The sequence below is a fragment of the Caproiciproducens lactatisolvens genome (assembly GCF_052443335.1).
Taxonomy (GTDB): domain Bacteria; phylum Bacillota; class Clostridia; order Oscillospirales; family Acutalibacteraceae; genus Caproiciproducens.
In genome coordinates, this window is record NZ_CP195750.1 from 227,839 (window position 1) to 241,065 (window position 13,227).

17 protein-coding genes and 2 pseudogenes are annotated in these 13,227 nt (G+C 47.3%); 7 read left to right on the forward strand and 12 right to left on the reverse strand.

All coding sequences use genetic code 11. The features are described 5' to 3' along the window. Positions 1 to 88 precede the first annotated feature (88 nt). Positions 89 to 2,626 (forward strand): cation-translocating P-type ATPase, encoded by a 2,538-nt coding sequence (locus ACRQV7_RS01135; protein ID WP_444659101.1) that lies wholly within the window; start codon positions 89 to 91, stop codon positions 2,624 to 2,626. A gap of 58 nt (positions 2,627 to 2,684) precedes the next feature. Here ACRQV7_RS01135 and ACRQV7_RS01140 read toward each other — a convergent pair whose 3' ends face one another. Together ACRQV7_RS01140 and ACRQV7_RS01145 are read right to left on the reverse strand one after the other, a co-directional pair. Continuing rightward, entirely contained in the window at positions 2,685 to 2,978 is a 294-nt protein-coding gene (locus ACRQV7_RS01140; protein ID WP_242841522.1) for a cupin domain-containing protein, read from the reverse strand. 395 nt (positions 2,979 to 3,373) lie between these two features. Further along, the gene (locus ACRQV7_RS01145; RefSeq protein WP_230974964.1) at positions 3,374 to 3,712 is read right to left on the reverse strand and encodes a (4Fe-4S)-binding protein; all 339 of its coding nucleotides are present in this window, start codon (positions 3,710 to 3,712) and stop codon (positions 3,374 to 3,376) included. A gap of 29 nt (positions 3,713 to 3,741) precedes the next feature. Here ACRQV7_RS01145 and ACRQV7_RS01150 point away from each other — a divergent pair, with 29 nt between their 5' ends. The 6 genes from ACRQV7_RS01150 to ACRQV7_RS01175 all read left to right on the forward strand — a co-directional run bounded on the left by ACRQV7_RS01150 (position 3,742) and on the right by ACRQV7_RS01175 (position 7,288). Continuing rightward, positions 3,742 to 3,900: a helix-turn-helix domain-containing protein gene (locus ACRQV7_RS01150; protein WP_230974965.1), complete on the forward strand. Its 159-nt coding sequence runs from the start codon at positions 3,742 to 3,744 to the stop codon at positions 3,898 to 3,900. A 310-nt stretch (positions 3,901 to 4,210) separates the two neighbouring features. Then, positions 4,211 to 4,558 (forward strand): hypothetical protein, encoded by a 348-nt coding sequence (locus ACRQV7_RS01155; RefSeq protein WP_018213991.1) that lies wholly within the window; start codon positions 4,211 to 4,213, stop codon positions 4,556 to 4,558. A 385-nt stretch (positions 4,559 to 4,943) separates the two neighbouring features. Further along, the gene (locus ACRQV7_RS01160; protein ID WP_018214004.1) at positions 4,944 to 5,765 is read left to right on the forward strand and encodes a helix-turn-helix domain-containing protein; all 822 of its coding nucleotides are present in this window, start codon (positions 4,944 to 4,946) and stop codon (positions 5,763 to 5,765) included. Positions 5,766 to 5,768: 3 nt separating this feature from the next. After that, entirely contained in the window at positions 5,769 to 6,239 is a 471-nt protein-coding gene (locus ACRQV7_RS01165; RefSeq protein ID WP_018214005.1) for a VOC family protein, read from the forward strand. Between the two features lie 65 nt (positions 6,240 to 6,304). After that, entirely contained in the window at positions 6,305 to 6,511 is a 207-nt protein-coding gene (locus ACRQV7_RS01170; RefSeq protein ID WP_018214006.1) for a hypothetical protein, read from the forward strand. A gap of 54 nt (positions 6,512 to 6,565) precedes the next feature. Beyond that, on the forward strand, positions 6,566 to 7,288 hold the full coding sequence (locus tag ACRQV7_RS01175; RefSeq protein ID WP_018214007.1) for a DUF5131 family protein: 723 nt from the start codon (positions 6,566 to 6,568) through the stop codon (positions 7,286 to 7,288). A 177-nt stretch (positions 7,289 to 7,465) separates the two neighbouring features. On the opposite strand, the gene ACRQV7_RS01180 is transcribed toward ACRQV7_RS01175, so the two are convergent. The 10 genes and pseudogenes from ACRQV7_RS01180 to ACRQV7_RS01225 all read right to left on the reverse strand — a co-directional run bounded on the left by ACRQV7_RS01180 (position 7,466) and on the right by ACRQV7_RS01225 (position 13,109). Further along, positions 7,466 to 7,804 (reverse strand): DUF3852 domain-containing protein, encoded by a 339-nt coding sequence (locus tag ACRQV7_RS01180; RefSeq protein ID WP_018214008.1) that lies wholly within the window; start codon positions 7,802 to 7,804, stop codon positions 7,466 to 7,468. 70 nt (positions 7,805 to 7,874) lie between these two features. Then, a complete protein-coding gene (locus tag ACRQV7_RS01185; protein WP_018214009.1) occupies positions 7,875 to 8,345 on the reverse strand; it encodes a hypothetical protein in 471 nt (156 codons plus the stop codon). A 13-nt stretch (positions 8,346 to 8,358) separates the two neighbouring features. Beyond that, positions 8,359 to 8,709 (reverse strand): annotated as a pseudogene (locus ACRQV7_RS01190) (hypothetical protein); the annotation flags it as partial. A gap of 9 nt (positions 8,710 to 8,718) precedes the next feature. Continuing rightward, positions 8,719 to 9,189, reverse strand: a pseudogene (locus tag ACRQV7_RS01195) (YodL domain-containing protein); the annotation flags it as partial. 41 nt (positions 9,190 to 9,230) lie between these two features. Beyond that, the gene (locus ACRQV7_RS01200; RefSeq protein ID WP_018214027.1) at positions 9,231 to 9,770 is read right to left on the reverse strand and encodes a hypothetical protein; all 540 of its coding nucleotides are present in this window, start codon (positions 9,768 to 9,770) and stop codon (positions 9,231 to 9,233) included. Between the two features lie 68 nt (positions 9,771 to 9,838). Beyond that, positions 9,839 to 10,669, reverse strand: a complete 831-nt coding sequence (locus tag ACRQV7_RS01205; RefSeq protein ID WP_018214028.1) for a DNA adenine methylase — start codon at positions 10,667 to 10,669, stop codon at positions 9,839 to 9,841. A gap of 8 nt (positions 10,670 to 10,677) precedes the next feature. Continuing rightward, on the reverse strand, positions 10,678 to 11,010 hold the full coding sequence (locus tag ACRQV7_RS01210) for a hypothetical protein (RefSeq protein WP_026184158.1): 333 nt from the start codon (positions 11,008 to 11,010) through the stop codon (positions 10,678 to 10,680). Between the two features lie 128 nt (positions 11,011 to 11,138). Further along, entirely contained in the window at positions 11,139 to 11,429 is a 291-nt protein-coding gene (locus tag ACRQV7_RS01215; RefSeq protein ID WP_018214030.1) for a hypothetical protein, read from the reverse strand. A 77-nt stretch (positions 11,430 to 11,506) separates the two neighbouring features. After that, positions 11,507 to 12,736, reverse strand: coding sequence for an antirestriction protein ArdA (locus tag ACRQV7_RS01220; RefSeq protein ID WP_018214031.1), 1,230 nt, complete (start codon positions 12,734 to 12,736; stop codon positions 11,507 to 11,509). Then, positions 12,729 to 13,109, reverse strand: coding sequence for an LPD28 domain-containing protein (locus ACRQV7_RS01225; RefSeq protein ID WP_018214032.1), 381 nt, complete (start codon positions 13,107 to 13,109; stop codon positions 12,729 to 12,731). The genes ACRQV7_RS01220 and ACRQV7_RS01225 overlap by 8 nt, the downstream gene beginning before the upstream one ends. Between the last annotated feature and the right edge of the window lie 118 nt (positions 13,110 to 13,227).

Consider the following 13,227-nt stretch of genomic DNA (forward strand, 5'->3'; position numbering starts at 1 on the left):
TTATACCCTGATGGAACACATGACCCCGAAATGGAGTGCCATAGAGCTATCAAACGACTGCCGAAAGGCTAAAACGGAGGTAACTTTTATGACAGACAAAAAGCAAAACATGGCTGGCTTAACCGCCACCGAAGCAAAACGATTGCAGGAGCAATATGGTAAGAATGAATTGACCGCACGGAAAAAAGAAAGCTTTTTCAAAAAAATCCTGCATATTATCTGCGAACCAATGTTCTTACTGCTCATTGTTGCTGCGACCATTTATTTTATTCTGGGAGAATCCAGGGATGGTGCGATTATGCTCATTTTTGTGGTGGGCATCATTAGCATTGATGTAATTCAAGAATGGAAAACCGATAAAACCCTAAATGCCCTGAAAGATTTATCTGCCCCGCATGTCACTGTTATTCGTGATGGCAAGGAGCAGACCATTGCAAGTGCTGACCTTGTGCCCAGCGACTTAATGATGATTTATGAGGGGGTTAAAATCCCGGCAGACGGCATTATAATAAAATGTAACGACCTGTGTGTCGATGAATCTTCGTTGACCGGCGAAGCGGAAGGTGTGTGGAAAATCAACACTGAGAGTGCAGATTCAACAAGCGACTATTGGCGGCGTGATTATTGTTATGCTGGCACGCTGGTTACACAGGGCACAGCAACGGTACTGGTAGATAAAATTGGTGGCAGCACCGAATATGGAAAAATCGGTGCTAATGTTGCATCTGCACCAGAGGAACCCACACCCCTACAAAAGCAAACCGGAAGTCTTGTTAAACTATGCGCAGGAATTGCTGCAGTCTTGTTTGCCCTTGTAGGAATATTCACATGGCTAAATATTCCTGACCACAGCTTTGGCGACAGGCTGATTGAAAGCATTTTGTCGGGCATCACCCTTGCCATGGCAATGATTCCAGAAGAGTTTCCTGTCATCCTCACGGTATTTTTATCAATGGGAGCTTGGCGACTTGCCAAAAAGCAGTCACTGGTGCGCAAGTTGCCTTCAGTGGAAACGCTTGGCGCCGTATCTGTGCTATGCGTAGATAAAACAGGTACCATCACGATGAATCAGATGACCGTGCAGGATACGTGGGCTACTGATGGCAACACCATAGCACTTTGTGAAGTAATGGGTATGGGCTGCGAGACCGATGCCTATGACCCAATGGAAAAGGCAATGCTCAAGCATTGCGAAACCCTTGGAATTTTAAAGGAAGATCTTTTTGCTGGAGAACTAATCAGCGAATATGCCTTTACAAATGAGTTGAAGATGATGGGGCATATTTGGCGCAGAGATGACGGAATTACCGTTGCCGCAAAAGGGTCCCCTGAGCGTATCTTAACTATTTGTAAGCTTACAGATTTAGAAAAACAAACAGCAGAACAGAAGATCACCGAAATGTCCAAACAAGGTTTGCGTGTAATTGCAGTTGCCACTGCAAAGCTACAAAGTGAAGCAGAAATTCCTGCACAGATCACAGACTGCCATTTAACGCTTTGCGGACTGATCGGGCTTGCCGACCCACCCCGTGAAGGTGTAAAAGCAGACATCGCCGTTTGCAATAAAGCGGGTATTCGTGTTGTTATGATTACAGGTGATAATGGCATCACCGCCGCGTCTATCGCAAAGAAAATCGGTATGCAAAACAGCGACCATATCATTACAGGCGATATGCTAAGCGAAATGACCGATGAAGAACTGCGTGAAAAAGTGAAGGATGTCAGCATTTTTTCTCGTGTCATTCCTGAACATAAAATGCGTATTGTAAAAGCATTCAAAGATAACGGTGAAATTGTCGCGATGACCGGTGATGGCGTGAATGATGCACCCGCTCTCAAATATGCCGATATTGGCATTGCAATGGGTAAACGCGGCAGTGAAGTTTCCCGTGAAGCAGCAGATCTCATTCTAATGGACGACAATTTTACTACTATTGTAGAAACGGTAAAAGACGGTCGCCGTATTTATGATAACATTCGCAAGGCTGTGGGCTATGTGTTCACCATTCATATTCCCATTGCCTTTGCCTCCTTACTTGCACCAATCCTTGGCATTGCCCCCTCAGCACTGCTTTTACTTCCTCTCCACGTTGTTCTGCTCGAGCTACTCATTGACCCTACCTGCTCGATTGTACTAGAGCGTCAGCCTGCCGAAGCAGACATTATGGAGCGAAGCCCTCGAGATCCAAAGGAAAAACTGTTGACCGCAAAAACTCTAGCCAAAAGCATTTTGCAGGGACTTATCATTTTTGCGGCCTCCTTTGGAACGTATTACGTAATCCTCGATGGAAATGTTGATAATGCACCAGTTGCCCGGGCAATGGGGCTTGCAATTATCATGCTATCCAACTTGTTTCTTGTACAGGTCAATAGTTCTGATCACGATTTTACCTTTCAATCGGTAAAGCGCCTTGTGAAAGACAAAGTGATGTGGGCAGTTAACCTTGGTACACTGGCTATGCTTGGCATTATTTTGTATTCGCCACTCAATGGCTTATTAAAGTTGGCACCACTTTCTGCTTCTCTGTTATTAAAGGCTGTTATTATTGCATTTATCGCAGTGTTTTGGTTTGAGTTAGTGAAACTGGTAAAACGACAAAAACTGAAAAATGGTTCAATGCAATAAAAATAAGAGCTGCGTGAATTCTCACGTGGCTCTTACTTTTTTTACATGTATTGTGGTTTCAATCCCCCAATCTATCGGCATCTGCCTTAGTTTTGTGCACTGTGCCATGCGGATGATGTGGTGGTGCATAAATTGAATAGAGTTTTAAAGGGCATCGCCCTTTATTAACAACATTATGCCATGTTCCGGCAGGGACAAAAATAACATCATCTGCTGCTATACATTGCTGGAAATCCAATTGCTCTTTGCGGTTTCCCATCAAAGCAACACCGTTTCCTTGTTCGATACGCAAAAACTGATCAGTATCTGGATGTATCTCTAACCCAATTTCACCGCATACGGGAATACTCATCAGAGTTAACTGCAGGTGACATCCAGTCCACAATGTCGTGCGATAGTTCTGATTCCGCCCAGTTGCTTGCGAAATGTTGGTAACATAGGGATAAGGCCCATGGTCTTGTTGGCATGACTCTACGGTCTGATTTCCGCAACCCCTTCTGTTTTCATTATATCGACTCACAAAAAAACACCTCCTTTTTCAGCTTAGGTAACATCACAAAATTATAAATTGCATAGCATTACCCTTATATATCTTATGCGATTGGATTAATAGGGTGATTGAATCCTGAGGGTAATTACACTTAAACCCCTCTCGATGATATTAATCCTGGATACAAAGATAGGCTTACAACCTTTTTAATAAAGTAAATAAGGAGCTACATCACGTTGTGATATAACTCCTTATCTTTATTGTTCCGAATATTCTATTGCATGAACCGGACATGCCTTTATTACACTTTGGAGTTTTTCATAATCAAGAGCCTGTTTATCATATGCTTTGACAACAGCTTTTTTCCCTTGCATTATAAACAGTGTGGGATAGTTCTTTGCACAAAGGGTACAGCCCATACAGGCATCCTTGTTAATATGGAGGCCGGGCTTAGCCAGCATTTCTCCCGGTAGATCCTCATCCCGAATAATTTTTGCCGAAATCCATGAGAAGATGATTATGGCAAGTACAGTGAGCGCCCAACGAATGGCCATGAACTTGGGACCTAAAAACTTTGCTTCATTACCTTCTGGCACTTTCTACCCAGCAAAAATCGGAATCTGTTTTGCTACCTATCACAAAAAAGCAGCTTGCTGACTACTTCGGTGTACAACGCCCCTCACTTTTCAGGGAACTGAAACGAATGAAGGACGAAGGCTTAATTGAGATTGCAAACAAAAAAATATATATCAAATTTATCAGTGAGCCATGGTATTTTTCTTAAGAAGCTTTACCCTTATTTTAGATTATGAAATTAAGCCGTTGCATCTTTATCTTGATGCAACGGCTCCTGCTTTGTCTACATCCCCAAAATCGTCCAGAGTATCCTTGCAAAAGGATGGCGAACGGACTTTTTCATAGTATCTGTGTCCTTTCCATTGTTCATATTTGTTTAATTGAAAGTTCCGCTTTACTATGGTAAACTCACTTTATATATCTGCCGTGTAAAACTTTTGTGAAACGGTAGCATGGGAAATTAACGCTCGGTGAGCAAGTTTTATATAATTTATATAATGTGTGAGGTGGTGCAATAAATGTTTAATGAAATTTGTATCTATGAGGCAAAGATTGAAAAGCAAGAGGAAATTGAGCAACTTATGAAAGAGGTTGCCGCCTTTTATATGGAGCAGGATGGTGTTATTGAAGTTAGATATATCAAACGCACCCACCGCCAAACAGATTTTAATGCCGTTAAAGAAGGGGCATTGCCTGTTCGCCTCACACGCAATGTAGGCAAAGTCACTTATGTTTTACATTGGACTGTTAGAGATGAAGAAACTCACGCAAGGGTGTCAAAGTTAGGGTTAGAGCATTTTTACAAGCGATGGAACAGATGCTTAACCACTATGCCAAAAATTATTTTGGGTGAAAACATTGTGTAAGGGTATGAGCACACCCTCTGTTAGTGGTTTAACTTCACCTACACAATAAAATCTGACTTATCACGAATTTGAGCCGTTGCATCTTACTTGACGCAACGGCTCTTGCTTTGTCTACATGCCAAGAATAGTCCAGTCAATGCTTGCATATAGACGGTGAACGGATTTTAATTTTCATAGCACCGAACCCCTCCCTGTTGTCTATATTTAATTAATTGAAACTTCCATTTTGCTATGGTAAACTTATTTTATATATTTACCGAGTAAAACTTTTTTGAAACGGTAGTGAGGAAAAATTTGCCCCGAAGGGGTGTATTTATATTTGCTTGATTCGCATTAGGCGGATAAACATAATGAAAACTTTACTTTGAAGATGAGGGGGAATAATTTGATTATAAAAGATAACAAGCAATTCAATATATTCCCCTCGCATGTGGGGCTGAGAAAATATATTCAATATTACAACGTCGTATTTCCATCGAATAATACATTTACCGCACAATATACGCTTATGCCTAACGCTTGCGGAACATTGTCGCTTGCTTTTGACGGAAACGCAGTCATTGCTGAACTGTGGGGAGCATCTTTAACCCCGGTATTGTTAGGAATGGAACCAAATAGTTATCATGTCCTATTGCTTGTACAACTTTCTCCCTATGGTTTGTATCAAATTACTCGTCAAAGCCAAGCGGAGTTTGCAGATAAACGACTGACGCTTGAGGATATTGACAATGAGCTGTTTTATTCGCTGCATCAGGCTTTTGTAGCATCAAAAACTGTATCCGATTTGGTGAATACTTGTGAGGAAATTTTATACCGACGCATGGAAAAGCATGTTGTTTCGGACTCTTTGGTGTTGGCAACCAAAGTGATTTCTGATAATTATGGACAAATACAAGTGAAAGAAGTTGCCAGACAATCCCATTATAGTGGGCGACAGCTAAACCGCTTGTTTCTTGTGCAAATTGGGATGAATGTTAAGGACTTTATACGCTTAACTCGCTTTAATTATGTATTAAAGCACATTCAAAAATCGCCTTGCTTTTTTGCGGCATTGTCGCAACAAGCTGGATATTTCGACCAAGCCCATTTTGATAAAGATTTCAAGGCTATCAGTGGCGTTACCCCACAAAAGTATCTGAAAACAATGTCGGATTTTTACTATGACGGCACAGAGATATACGATACACTATCCTCAAAGGGGGATTGAAAAATGAAATATCAAGGTTGTCTTTTAGCGGTTAAGGATATAGCCGCATCGAAACATTTTTATGAAAAGGTGCTTCATCAAAACGCGGTAATGGATATTGGCGTACATGTGACCTTTGAGGGGTTTTCTCTGCAACAAGGATATGCCGAACTCGTTGGCATATCAGTCGATAGCGTGAAAGAGCAATCGCACAACTTTCAAGTTTATTTTGAAGTGGAAGATTTAGACAAGGTATACGCCAAACTAAAAAGCATATCCAGTTTGCAGTGGGTACACGAAATCAAAGAATACCCGTGGGGGCAGCGTGATATTCGGGTATATGACCCCGACAAGCACATTGTAGAAATTGCAGAGGATATGACCACGGTTATCAAACGCTTTTTTAATCAAGGCATGTCGGCAGAAGAAGTTGCTACACGCACAATGTTCCCTCTTGAGGTTGTAAAACAGTATGCGTTAGGCTTTAGTATGTGATACACGGCGGCTTTGGTAAACCAAAGCCGCTATTTTATTCCAAACAAGATTGGAGGAGACGGACAATGAGTAAATATGAGCCGCTTTGGAAGGCGATAGGTCAACGCACGGAGAACAGCTTCGCGCTGACCTATGCCGAGATTGAACAGATTCTGGGCTTTCCCATCGACCACGCCTTTTTAACCTTCAAGAAGGAGCTGCCCGTCTACGGCTATGAGGTGGATAAGATCTCCATGAAGGCACAGACGGTGACGTTCAAACGCTGCACTTGACAAGCGGTGCGTTTCTGCCATCATCGGCTTCACCCATCCAAGAGGAGGAATACTATGAACTGGGAGCCATGGACAGGCTGTTACAAGATAAGTGATGGCTGTACAAATTGCTATTTTTATGGGCCGTATGCAAAACGCTATGGTCAAAGCACAATACAAAAAACAGATAAATTTGATTGGCCCGCAAGGAAAAATGCAAAGGGAGAATACAATATCAAAGGCAACAAAATTCTTCCAACCTGTTTTGCGACTGACTTTTTCCTGCCAGAAGCAGACGAGTGGCGTAAAGACATTTGGGCTATCATCAAGGAAAGAACAGATATTGATTTCTTGATTTTAACAAAGCGAATTGACCGTTTCCCCCAATCGCTTCCGTCTGATTGGGGTACAGGCTATGACAATGTGAATATTGGCTGTACTGCCGAAAATCAAACACTCGCCGATTACAGGCTTCCGCTCTTTTTATCCTATCCGATAAAGCGGCGCTTTATTGCCTGCGCCCCACTTTTAGAAGCGATAGATTTAACACCATATCTTGATGGCATAGACCATGTTACCGTTGGCGGCGAAACAGGACGAGAAGCCCGTATGTGCGATTATGATTGGGTACTTAATATCCGTGAACAATGCGTAACAGCAGATGTAACCTTTTGGTTCAAGAATACAGGCTCACTTTTCAAACGTGACGGTGTAGTGGAAAAAATAAATCCATTTAAGCAAAACAGTGTGGCAAAAGAGCTCGATATTGATATTTCAGATGGGAAAAGGTTGTTCTGATCAAATCAATGGAGTAAAGCATTATTGCCTATTTTGTTTAACAAATATTCTGTATGAACCAAATGAGCAGACAGCTTATTGAGACTAAATCGGTTCTACCAAAACTAATCACGATTACTATGAAAATATGGGCAAACCTTGCTATCAGGCTCGGGTTGCCTACTTTTTGTTTTACAGTCACATCCCGAGTATAGTCCAGATATAGGTCGGCGCCGTGAGAGTGAACACCAAGCAGGCGAACAGAATGGCGGGCGCCGCCCACTCAAACTGCCCATGTTTGCGATAATCGAAGTACGCCATCCCAAGTTTGGCAAAGAAAAACACCGCCAGAATCAAGTCGATTGCAGGGAACACCACCTTGTTGACCACCGTCTTGATTTGCCCGGAGGCATCGTTCCACGTTCCCTCAATCGCCCCGGCCACGTCGCCGTTTGCCGCAAAAGCGGTTGTGCCAAACAGCAGGCTTACCATGAGAACGAGCGTGAGTGCCAGCGCGATTTTTTTATATCTTTTCATAAAGACCACCTTTCCGAAATGAGGAACAAGGCCGCAGGATCGCTCCCGCCGCCTTGTTCTTTTTCTGTTTTTATAGCTGCATGGTCATGTCCATGCCCGGAGTCTGTTCCTCCAAAAGCGGAGCTACCGCAAGCACTTGCGGGTTTTGGTAAAACTTCAGGTCGCCCCGAAATCCTTTTTTCAGCGCACTGAATTCCTTCGCTTGTGCAAGGAGCTCAGCGGAACAGCCGGGCGGCAGCTCCTGATTCCAGCGCACCCAATCGCCGTTCTGATAGCGCGGCTCCAGCTGGAGAATCACATAATCCTCCGGCACAAAAGCGGGGTATTTCCGCCAGAAGCCCTGCACATCCACGTAAGGATGCCCCTCCTGCATGACGGTCATTTCCATAAGCCGCAGGGTATCTGCAAGAGAGGTGCAGAACCAGCACTCCCGATCTCCGAACCGCCGGATGCGGCCATCCTTGAGAATTGCCTCCAGCCGATCCGTTTTTGTGTAGTGGTACACGCTGCCTTTTGGAGCCTCAATGCGTTCATATGCCATCCTCGTCCCTCCTTTACGGCTGGATGGGACCGGCGTGCCAATCCTGCCACAGATTGCCGCGGATAGTCAGGCTGTCGGTCAGGTTGGCGGACAGCATCCCATCGGGCGTCCACGCATCTATGAGCCATGTGTTGACGGTATAGGCGCCGTCCAGCATCCAGATGGGGCTGAAATGAGTCCGATTCTTGTAGGTGGAATAGGGATTTTTCTGAAATTCAAACCGCCCCGATCCCATACGATCCAAGAGCCGCCAGTAGGCTTCGTAGCCGAATTCAGGGAAATAGCTGACCGCATTCTGCGGCTGGGTAACCGCCGAGCTTTGGCTGGAGCTGACACTCCCGGTGACGGTCTGGTTGATACCGTAGTGGAATTCGCTGCCCTCTGCGTCATACAGCTCCACCACATCGGACATGGACAGGGAGTGTCCGTCATAGCCAGGCGGGTGATTCACGTTGCACCTTGTGTAGATGGCTTCGAGATCGTTGGTGTCAAGCTGCCCGTCATAGGCGACCCGGTAATGCTCCCGGGACGGCTCTCCAAACTGCCGCACCGTTTCCTCATAAGAGATAAACTTCCTATACACATCCGTTTCCGGCTTCAGCTGCCAGACGCGCACATTTTTCAGCGGTGCGGCGGACTCATTCATGCCGCCCATTCGTTCCCCCGCGGCAAGCCGTTCCATCACGCCGTCCGTCCACTGCGGGGTCAGGCTGCGGCTTTTGAGCCATGCGGTCAGCTCGTCATTTTGAAAGATGCTGTCCACCACCGCTTTTTCTTTTTCTGTATATCCGGCCGGGTTTCCGTAGTAGGAAATGAGGCCGTTCTTCAGGGTGATTCCCGGCATATGCTCACCTCCCGGATTGTGTGTTGGGAATCCAAGACAGGTTAGTTGCCGTAGATGATGCTGTCCAGCATAATCAGCTCATCCAGCTCCGCAAGGCACACGCCGCTTTGGGCCAGCACGGCGAGAATACCGGGCGGCACATCGGTAATATCCTGCTGGATATCGGCCTCCACCACCGTGATTTCGCCGCTGTCCTCGTCCGTATAGGCTTCCAGCTTGGCGTCGGCGGGGATACCCGCTTCCTCCAGCAGATAGCCGGGGATGCGGACAGTCTGGCTTTCATCCAGCAGATCATGGCAGAGAGAGCAAGCGGAAACGCATCCGGCAGGGCAGTCATCTGCGCAGCCCTCGCCGCAGTTGTCGCACAGTCCGCAGGCGGAGGCGAGAACGACGGTCAGATCGGCGGCAAGGGCGCTGAGACTCTGGATGGCGTTCGCCACCTCCAGCGCCGTCATTTTGTCCTTCATAAATACAAGGGCGTTCTGTCCGGCATGAAGCTCCAGCGTATCCTTGTCGGTGAAGCCGGACCGTTCACAGGCATCGGCCGGTAGGCCGATTTGGGGCATTTGATTCTTTTTCATAAAAAAGGGTTCCTCCAATCAAGTATTAATTTTGTTTTTCACGCAAGGCTGTGCCAAGGGCGCTTTTTCTACTCCATGAAGCCTCCTTCCCCAAACAGATTCAGCTGTGATGGGGCGTTTTTCTCACGCTCATGCAGATCGTAGTTGGCAATGAGGATTTCAGGAAACTGCGCCCCATTGTCATAACGCTGCTTGATGTTGTTAATGCGGGTAAAGGCTTCCGTCTGGATGCCCGGTGCGTCATAGAGGCTGCGGATAAATTCACAGTCGTTGTAGGACAGCAGAAATTTGCCGCCGATCTGCAGCAGGGCATCCCGCAGGCGGATATGGTCTTTTTCCGTGAAGCCGTCCTCGCCCACGTTTTTGTAATAGCTTTCGGTTTCAAAATACGGCGGGTCGCAGTAGAAAAAGCTGACAGGGCGGTCATACTGCCCGATGAGCTTCTCAAAGTCCTTGTTTTCGATGACCACCTTGGCAAGCCGCCGGTGGGCTTGCTCGATGAGAGGGAAATTGCTGCGGATATCATGGGGCTGGCTACCGTAGCTGGTTAGCCCCGACGCATAGCTGTAGCGGATAAGCTGGTAAACCCACGCCGCTTTTTGCACATCCGATGCGGGAGAATCGCGGGCGAGGGCGTTTTTCACAAGCTCGAAATCCGCGCGGGAGTTGAGGCAGTAGGCAAGCGCCGCCATTAGCTCCTGCGGCTTCTCCCGCACACAGCGGTAGAGGTTCACCAGCAGACCGTTGAAGTCATTGTAGACCTCAAAATCGTTGCCGGGCAGCTTGTGGAAAAGCACCCAGCCGCCTCCGCCGAACACCTCAATGTACCGCTCATAATAGAGGGGAAACAGGGTGACAATCAGCTCACGCAAGGATTTCTTGCCGCCGATCCAGGACATGAAGCTGTTCAGGAGTCATCACCTCCTTCCAGCGGCAGACGTATCTGCGTATCGTCAAAGGCTGCAAGGGAACGCCGAAGGCCGGTGATGGCAGCACTGATTCCGCTGATGCGGTTTCTCATATGCCGGATGGTCAGGCGTACCTCGGCTTCGGTTTTCGCGTAAAAGTACCCGTTCTGGTCGCTGGCAATGGGAACACCCTCCCGGCGCAGGGCATTGACCTGATCCCGCAGCTCCTTGCCGGAAACGTGGAAGGTACATTCCAGCTCACGGCTGATGACCGCGTTTTCCGCACCGCGGTGATACCGGCGCAGATGCTCTGCAAGCTGTTCTTTCTGCATGGGTCCTCCTTTCCGGCCGTTTCCCCAGAAAGGCAAAAAAGGGCGCAAAAAAACAGGGCCGCCTCCTGTTGGGGAAACGGCCCTGTTTTAATGTGGGGTCTAAAAAAGCGCAGGCGTCTCTGCCTGCGCTACTTGATTACGCCAAGCTCTCTTAACACTGCCACGCAGTCCTTGGCGCCCTGAATGTACAGATGCTTTTGAAACGTTACCTCTAAATCCGAATTTTGACTCAGATAATACTCAATTCTGTCTTTTATACCTTGACTGATTTCAAAGCTGTTCTGGATGCTGTCACTGAGCGAAATTAGTTCCTGTGCCAGTTTCTCCGCCTGAGGGTCTGATTCACGCAGGGCGGAATATACAAGCTGAAACCGCTCCGCCAGAGCCATATCCAGCAAGTCCATGAGCTTCTCGTCCATCTTCTTCGCCTCCCTTCAGCACAACACAATGCCACAGCTTCATGAGAATAGCTATACCAAAACCCAACAAAGATTTGCTATTTCATTTCCATGCCAAGACTCTGTCCGGGGCGGTTGAGGCATTGGTCCACCGTCATGCCGTTCTGCGGCTCCAGCAGCCCGTATTCGGTTTCGGCAGTGGCACGCTGCTCCAAAAGATACCGCCCGTAGTTATCCAGATTACAGAACAGGCTCAGTCCGTTATCACCTGCCAAAGAAAGCATTCGCTGGATTTCCACTTTTGCGTACTCAGCGGGAGAGGCAGTATCAGTCAAAAGCTCAAATTCCTCTGTCATAAACGCAAGGTCAAGGGCTTCTTCCAAAGATATATCACCGGGAGCTTCCGCCAGCATTGCCTTGTAGGTCAGCAGATGGTTGTCCGTTTCAAGCTGCCGGAGCTGCTCTGCCAGCTCATTCACCAGCCCATAGCAGTCGCCCTCAGATGCATACAGAACGTCGCTGATTTTTTCAGTGAGGCTTGGCGCCATGCAGTCCTCCGCCGAAAATGCACATTCCTCCGGGGAGGCGGCTCCGACAGCATCAACCGCCTGCAAAAGCGCCGCATCCCCGGCAGGGAGCTTGAGGAAGACAACCGTTTCGTTGTCATAGGCGGGATCATTAAAATGCCCCTTGGTTACTTGGAGAAGCACGGCATAATCCGGCTTGTCAAGGGTTCTGGTATCGACGCTGTGGTATTCGGAGGCAATCTCGCCGTTCTGCACTACATAGCCATGGGGCGTGAACACGCCGCCCTCACCCTCGCGCATCTCTCTGCCGATTTTGGCGAAGTCCAGATATTCGTAGACTTCATCCGATACCCTTTCCAGTGCCGGTACAAAATCATTATCCGCATAAAATTTGCCGAGAGACGGATCGTCATGAGCTTCATAGGCAATCTGGCAATGCTCGGTGCTGTGTGTCATATTGATGAGCCGCTCCACTGATATGGGAGCGTATTGAGTCTGAACGGCATCCATCATCACCATGCCCTCGAAGCAGTCCAGTTCCCATGCACTTAGGGAAGACAGCCGCTGGGCGAGGTGATTCAGCTCATACAGATTGATATCGGGGGCGATAAATTGCGGCAGATAGTCCAGCTTGCAGCTTAAAACCTCCGCGGAATAGACGGTATCTCCGGTAATTCTTGCTTTTTCCAACGCATCCGCCAGCTCATAGGGTGTGGCGGGGAGTGCGATTTGTGCCGACGGATTTGCACCGGAAGGGTTCCACCGGCTGAGTTCTACTTCAAAGATTTTTCCTTTATCCAAGTGTCATTCCTCCCATCTTCACGCCTGACTCATCTGGATTGGATAATTCGGATGCGAGAGTGATTTTGTGCTCATCACAGAAGTCTGCGAGAGTCAGGGACTCACCGAGGAAATTGATGTTGTCCCGCAGCCTGCGGAAACCCTCCTTGGAGATAGTGACCGGCTCCGGTGTCAAAACGGCTCCGGCGTGGTTAACGGTAACCTTATTTTCTATGCTCACCGGCCTGCCTGGATCATAGTCGGAGCCGCGCAAATCGTAGCAGTAAAAGCCCACCGGCACCGTGGTTCGGTCGATGCGGGAATTGGTGAAAAGTGCTGGCTTTCCAAACAATTCTATGTGTTCATATTCTTCTTTTCTGGCGTTAACGCTCATTTGAATACCTCCCTGTAAATATTGGTTTGTGATTACACAAAAACAGCTCCGTCGCACCACTTTTTCATGGCGTTATACAGCAGCAGTACTACACAGCTCTTGTCAATCACGATATGGC

Excerpts from the sequence above, each read along its gene's own strand:
- ACRQV7_RS01135 (WP_444659101.1), top strand. The coding sequence starts at position 89 with ATGACAGACAAAAAGCAAAACATGGCTGGCTTAACCGCCACCGAAGCA.
- ACRQV7_RS01140 (WP_242841522.1), bottom strand. The coding sequence starts at position 2,978 with ATGAGTATTCCCGTATGCGGTGAAATTGGGTTAGAGATACATCCAGAT.
- ACRQV7_RS01155 (WP_018213991.1), top strand. The coding sequence starts at position 4,211 with ATGTTTAATGAAATTTGTATCTATGAGGCAAAGATTGAAAAGCAAGAG.
- ACRQV7_RS01165 (WP_018214005.1), top strand. The coding sequence starts at position 5,769 with ATGAAATATCAAGGTTGTCTTTTAGCGGTTAAGGATATAGCCGCATCG.
- ACRQV7_RS01170 (WP_018214006.1), top strand. The coding sequence starts at position 6,305 with ATGAGTAAATATGAGCCGCTTTGGAAGGCGATAGGTCAACGCACGGAG.
- ACRQV7_RS01175 (WP_018214007.1), top strand. The coding sequence starts at position 6,566 with ATGAACTGGGAGCCATGGACAGGCTGTTACAAGATAAGTGATGGCTGT.
- ACRQV7_RS01180 (WP_018214008.1), bottom strand. The coding sequence starts at position 7,804 with ATGAAAAGATATAAAAAAATCGCGCTGGCACTCACGCTCGTTCTCATG.
- ACRQV7_RS01185 (WP_018214009.1), bottom strand. The coding sequence starts at position 8,345 with ATGGCATATGAACGCATTGAGGCTCCAAAAGGCAGCGTGTACCACTAC.
- ACRQV7_RS01200 (WP_018214027.1), bottom strand. The coding sequence starts at position 9,770 with ATGAAAAAGAATCAAATGCCCCAAATCGGCCTACCGGCCGATGCCTGT.
- ACRQV7_RS01205 (WP_018214028.1), bottom strand. The coding sequence starts at position 10,669 with ATGTCCTGGATCGGCGGCAAGAAATCCTTGCGTGAGCTGATTGTCACC.
- ACRQV7_RS01210 (WP_026184158.1), bottom strand. The coding sequence starts at position 11,010 with ATGCAGAAAGAACAGCTTGCAGAGCATCTGCGCCGGTATCACCGCGGT.
- ACRQV7_RS01215 (WP_018214030.1), bottom strand. The coding sequence starts at position 11,429 with ATGGACGAGAAGCTCATGGACTTGCTGGATATGGCTCTGGCGGAGCGG.
- ACRQV7_RS01225 (WP_018214032.1), bottom strand. The coding sequence starts at position 13,109 with ATGAGCGTTAACGCCAGAAAAGAAGAATATGAACACATAGAATTGTTT.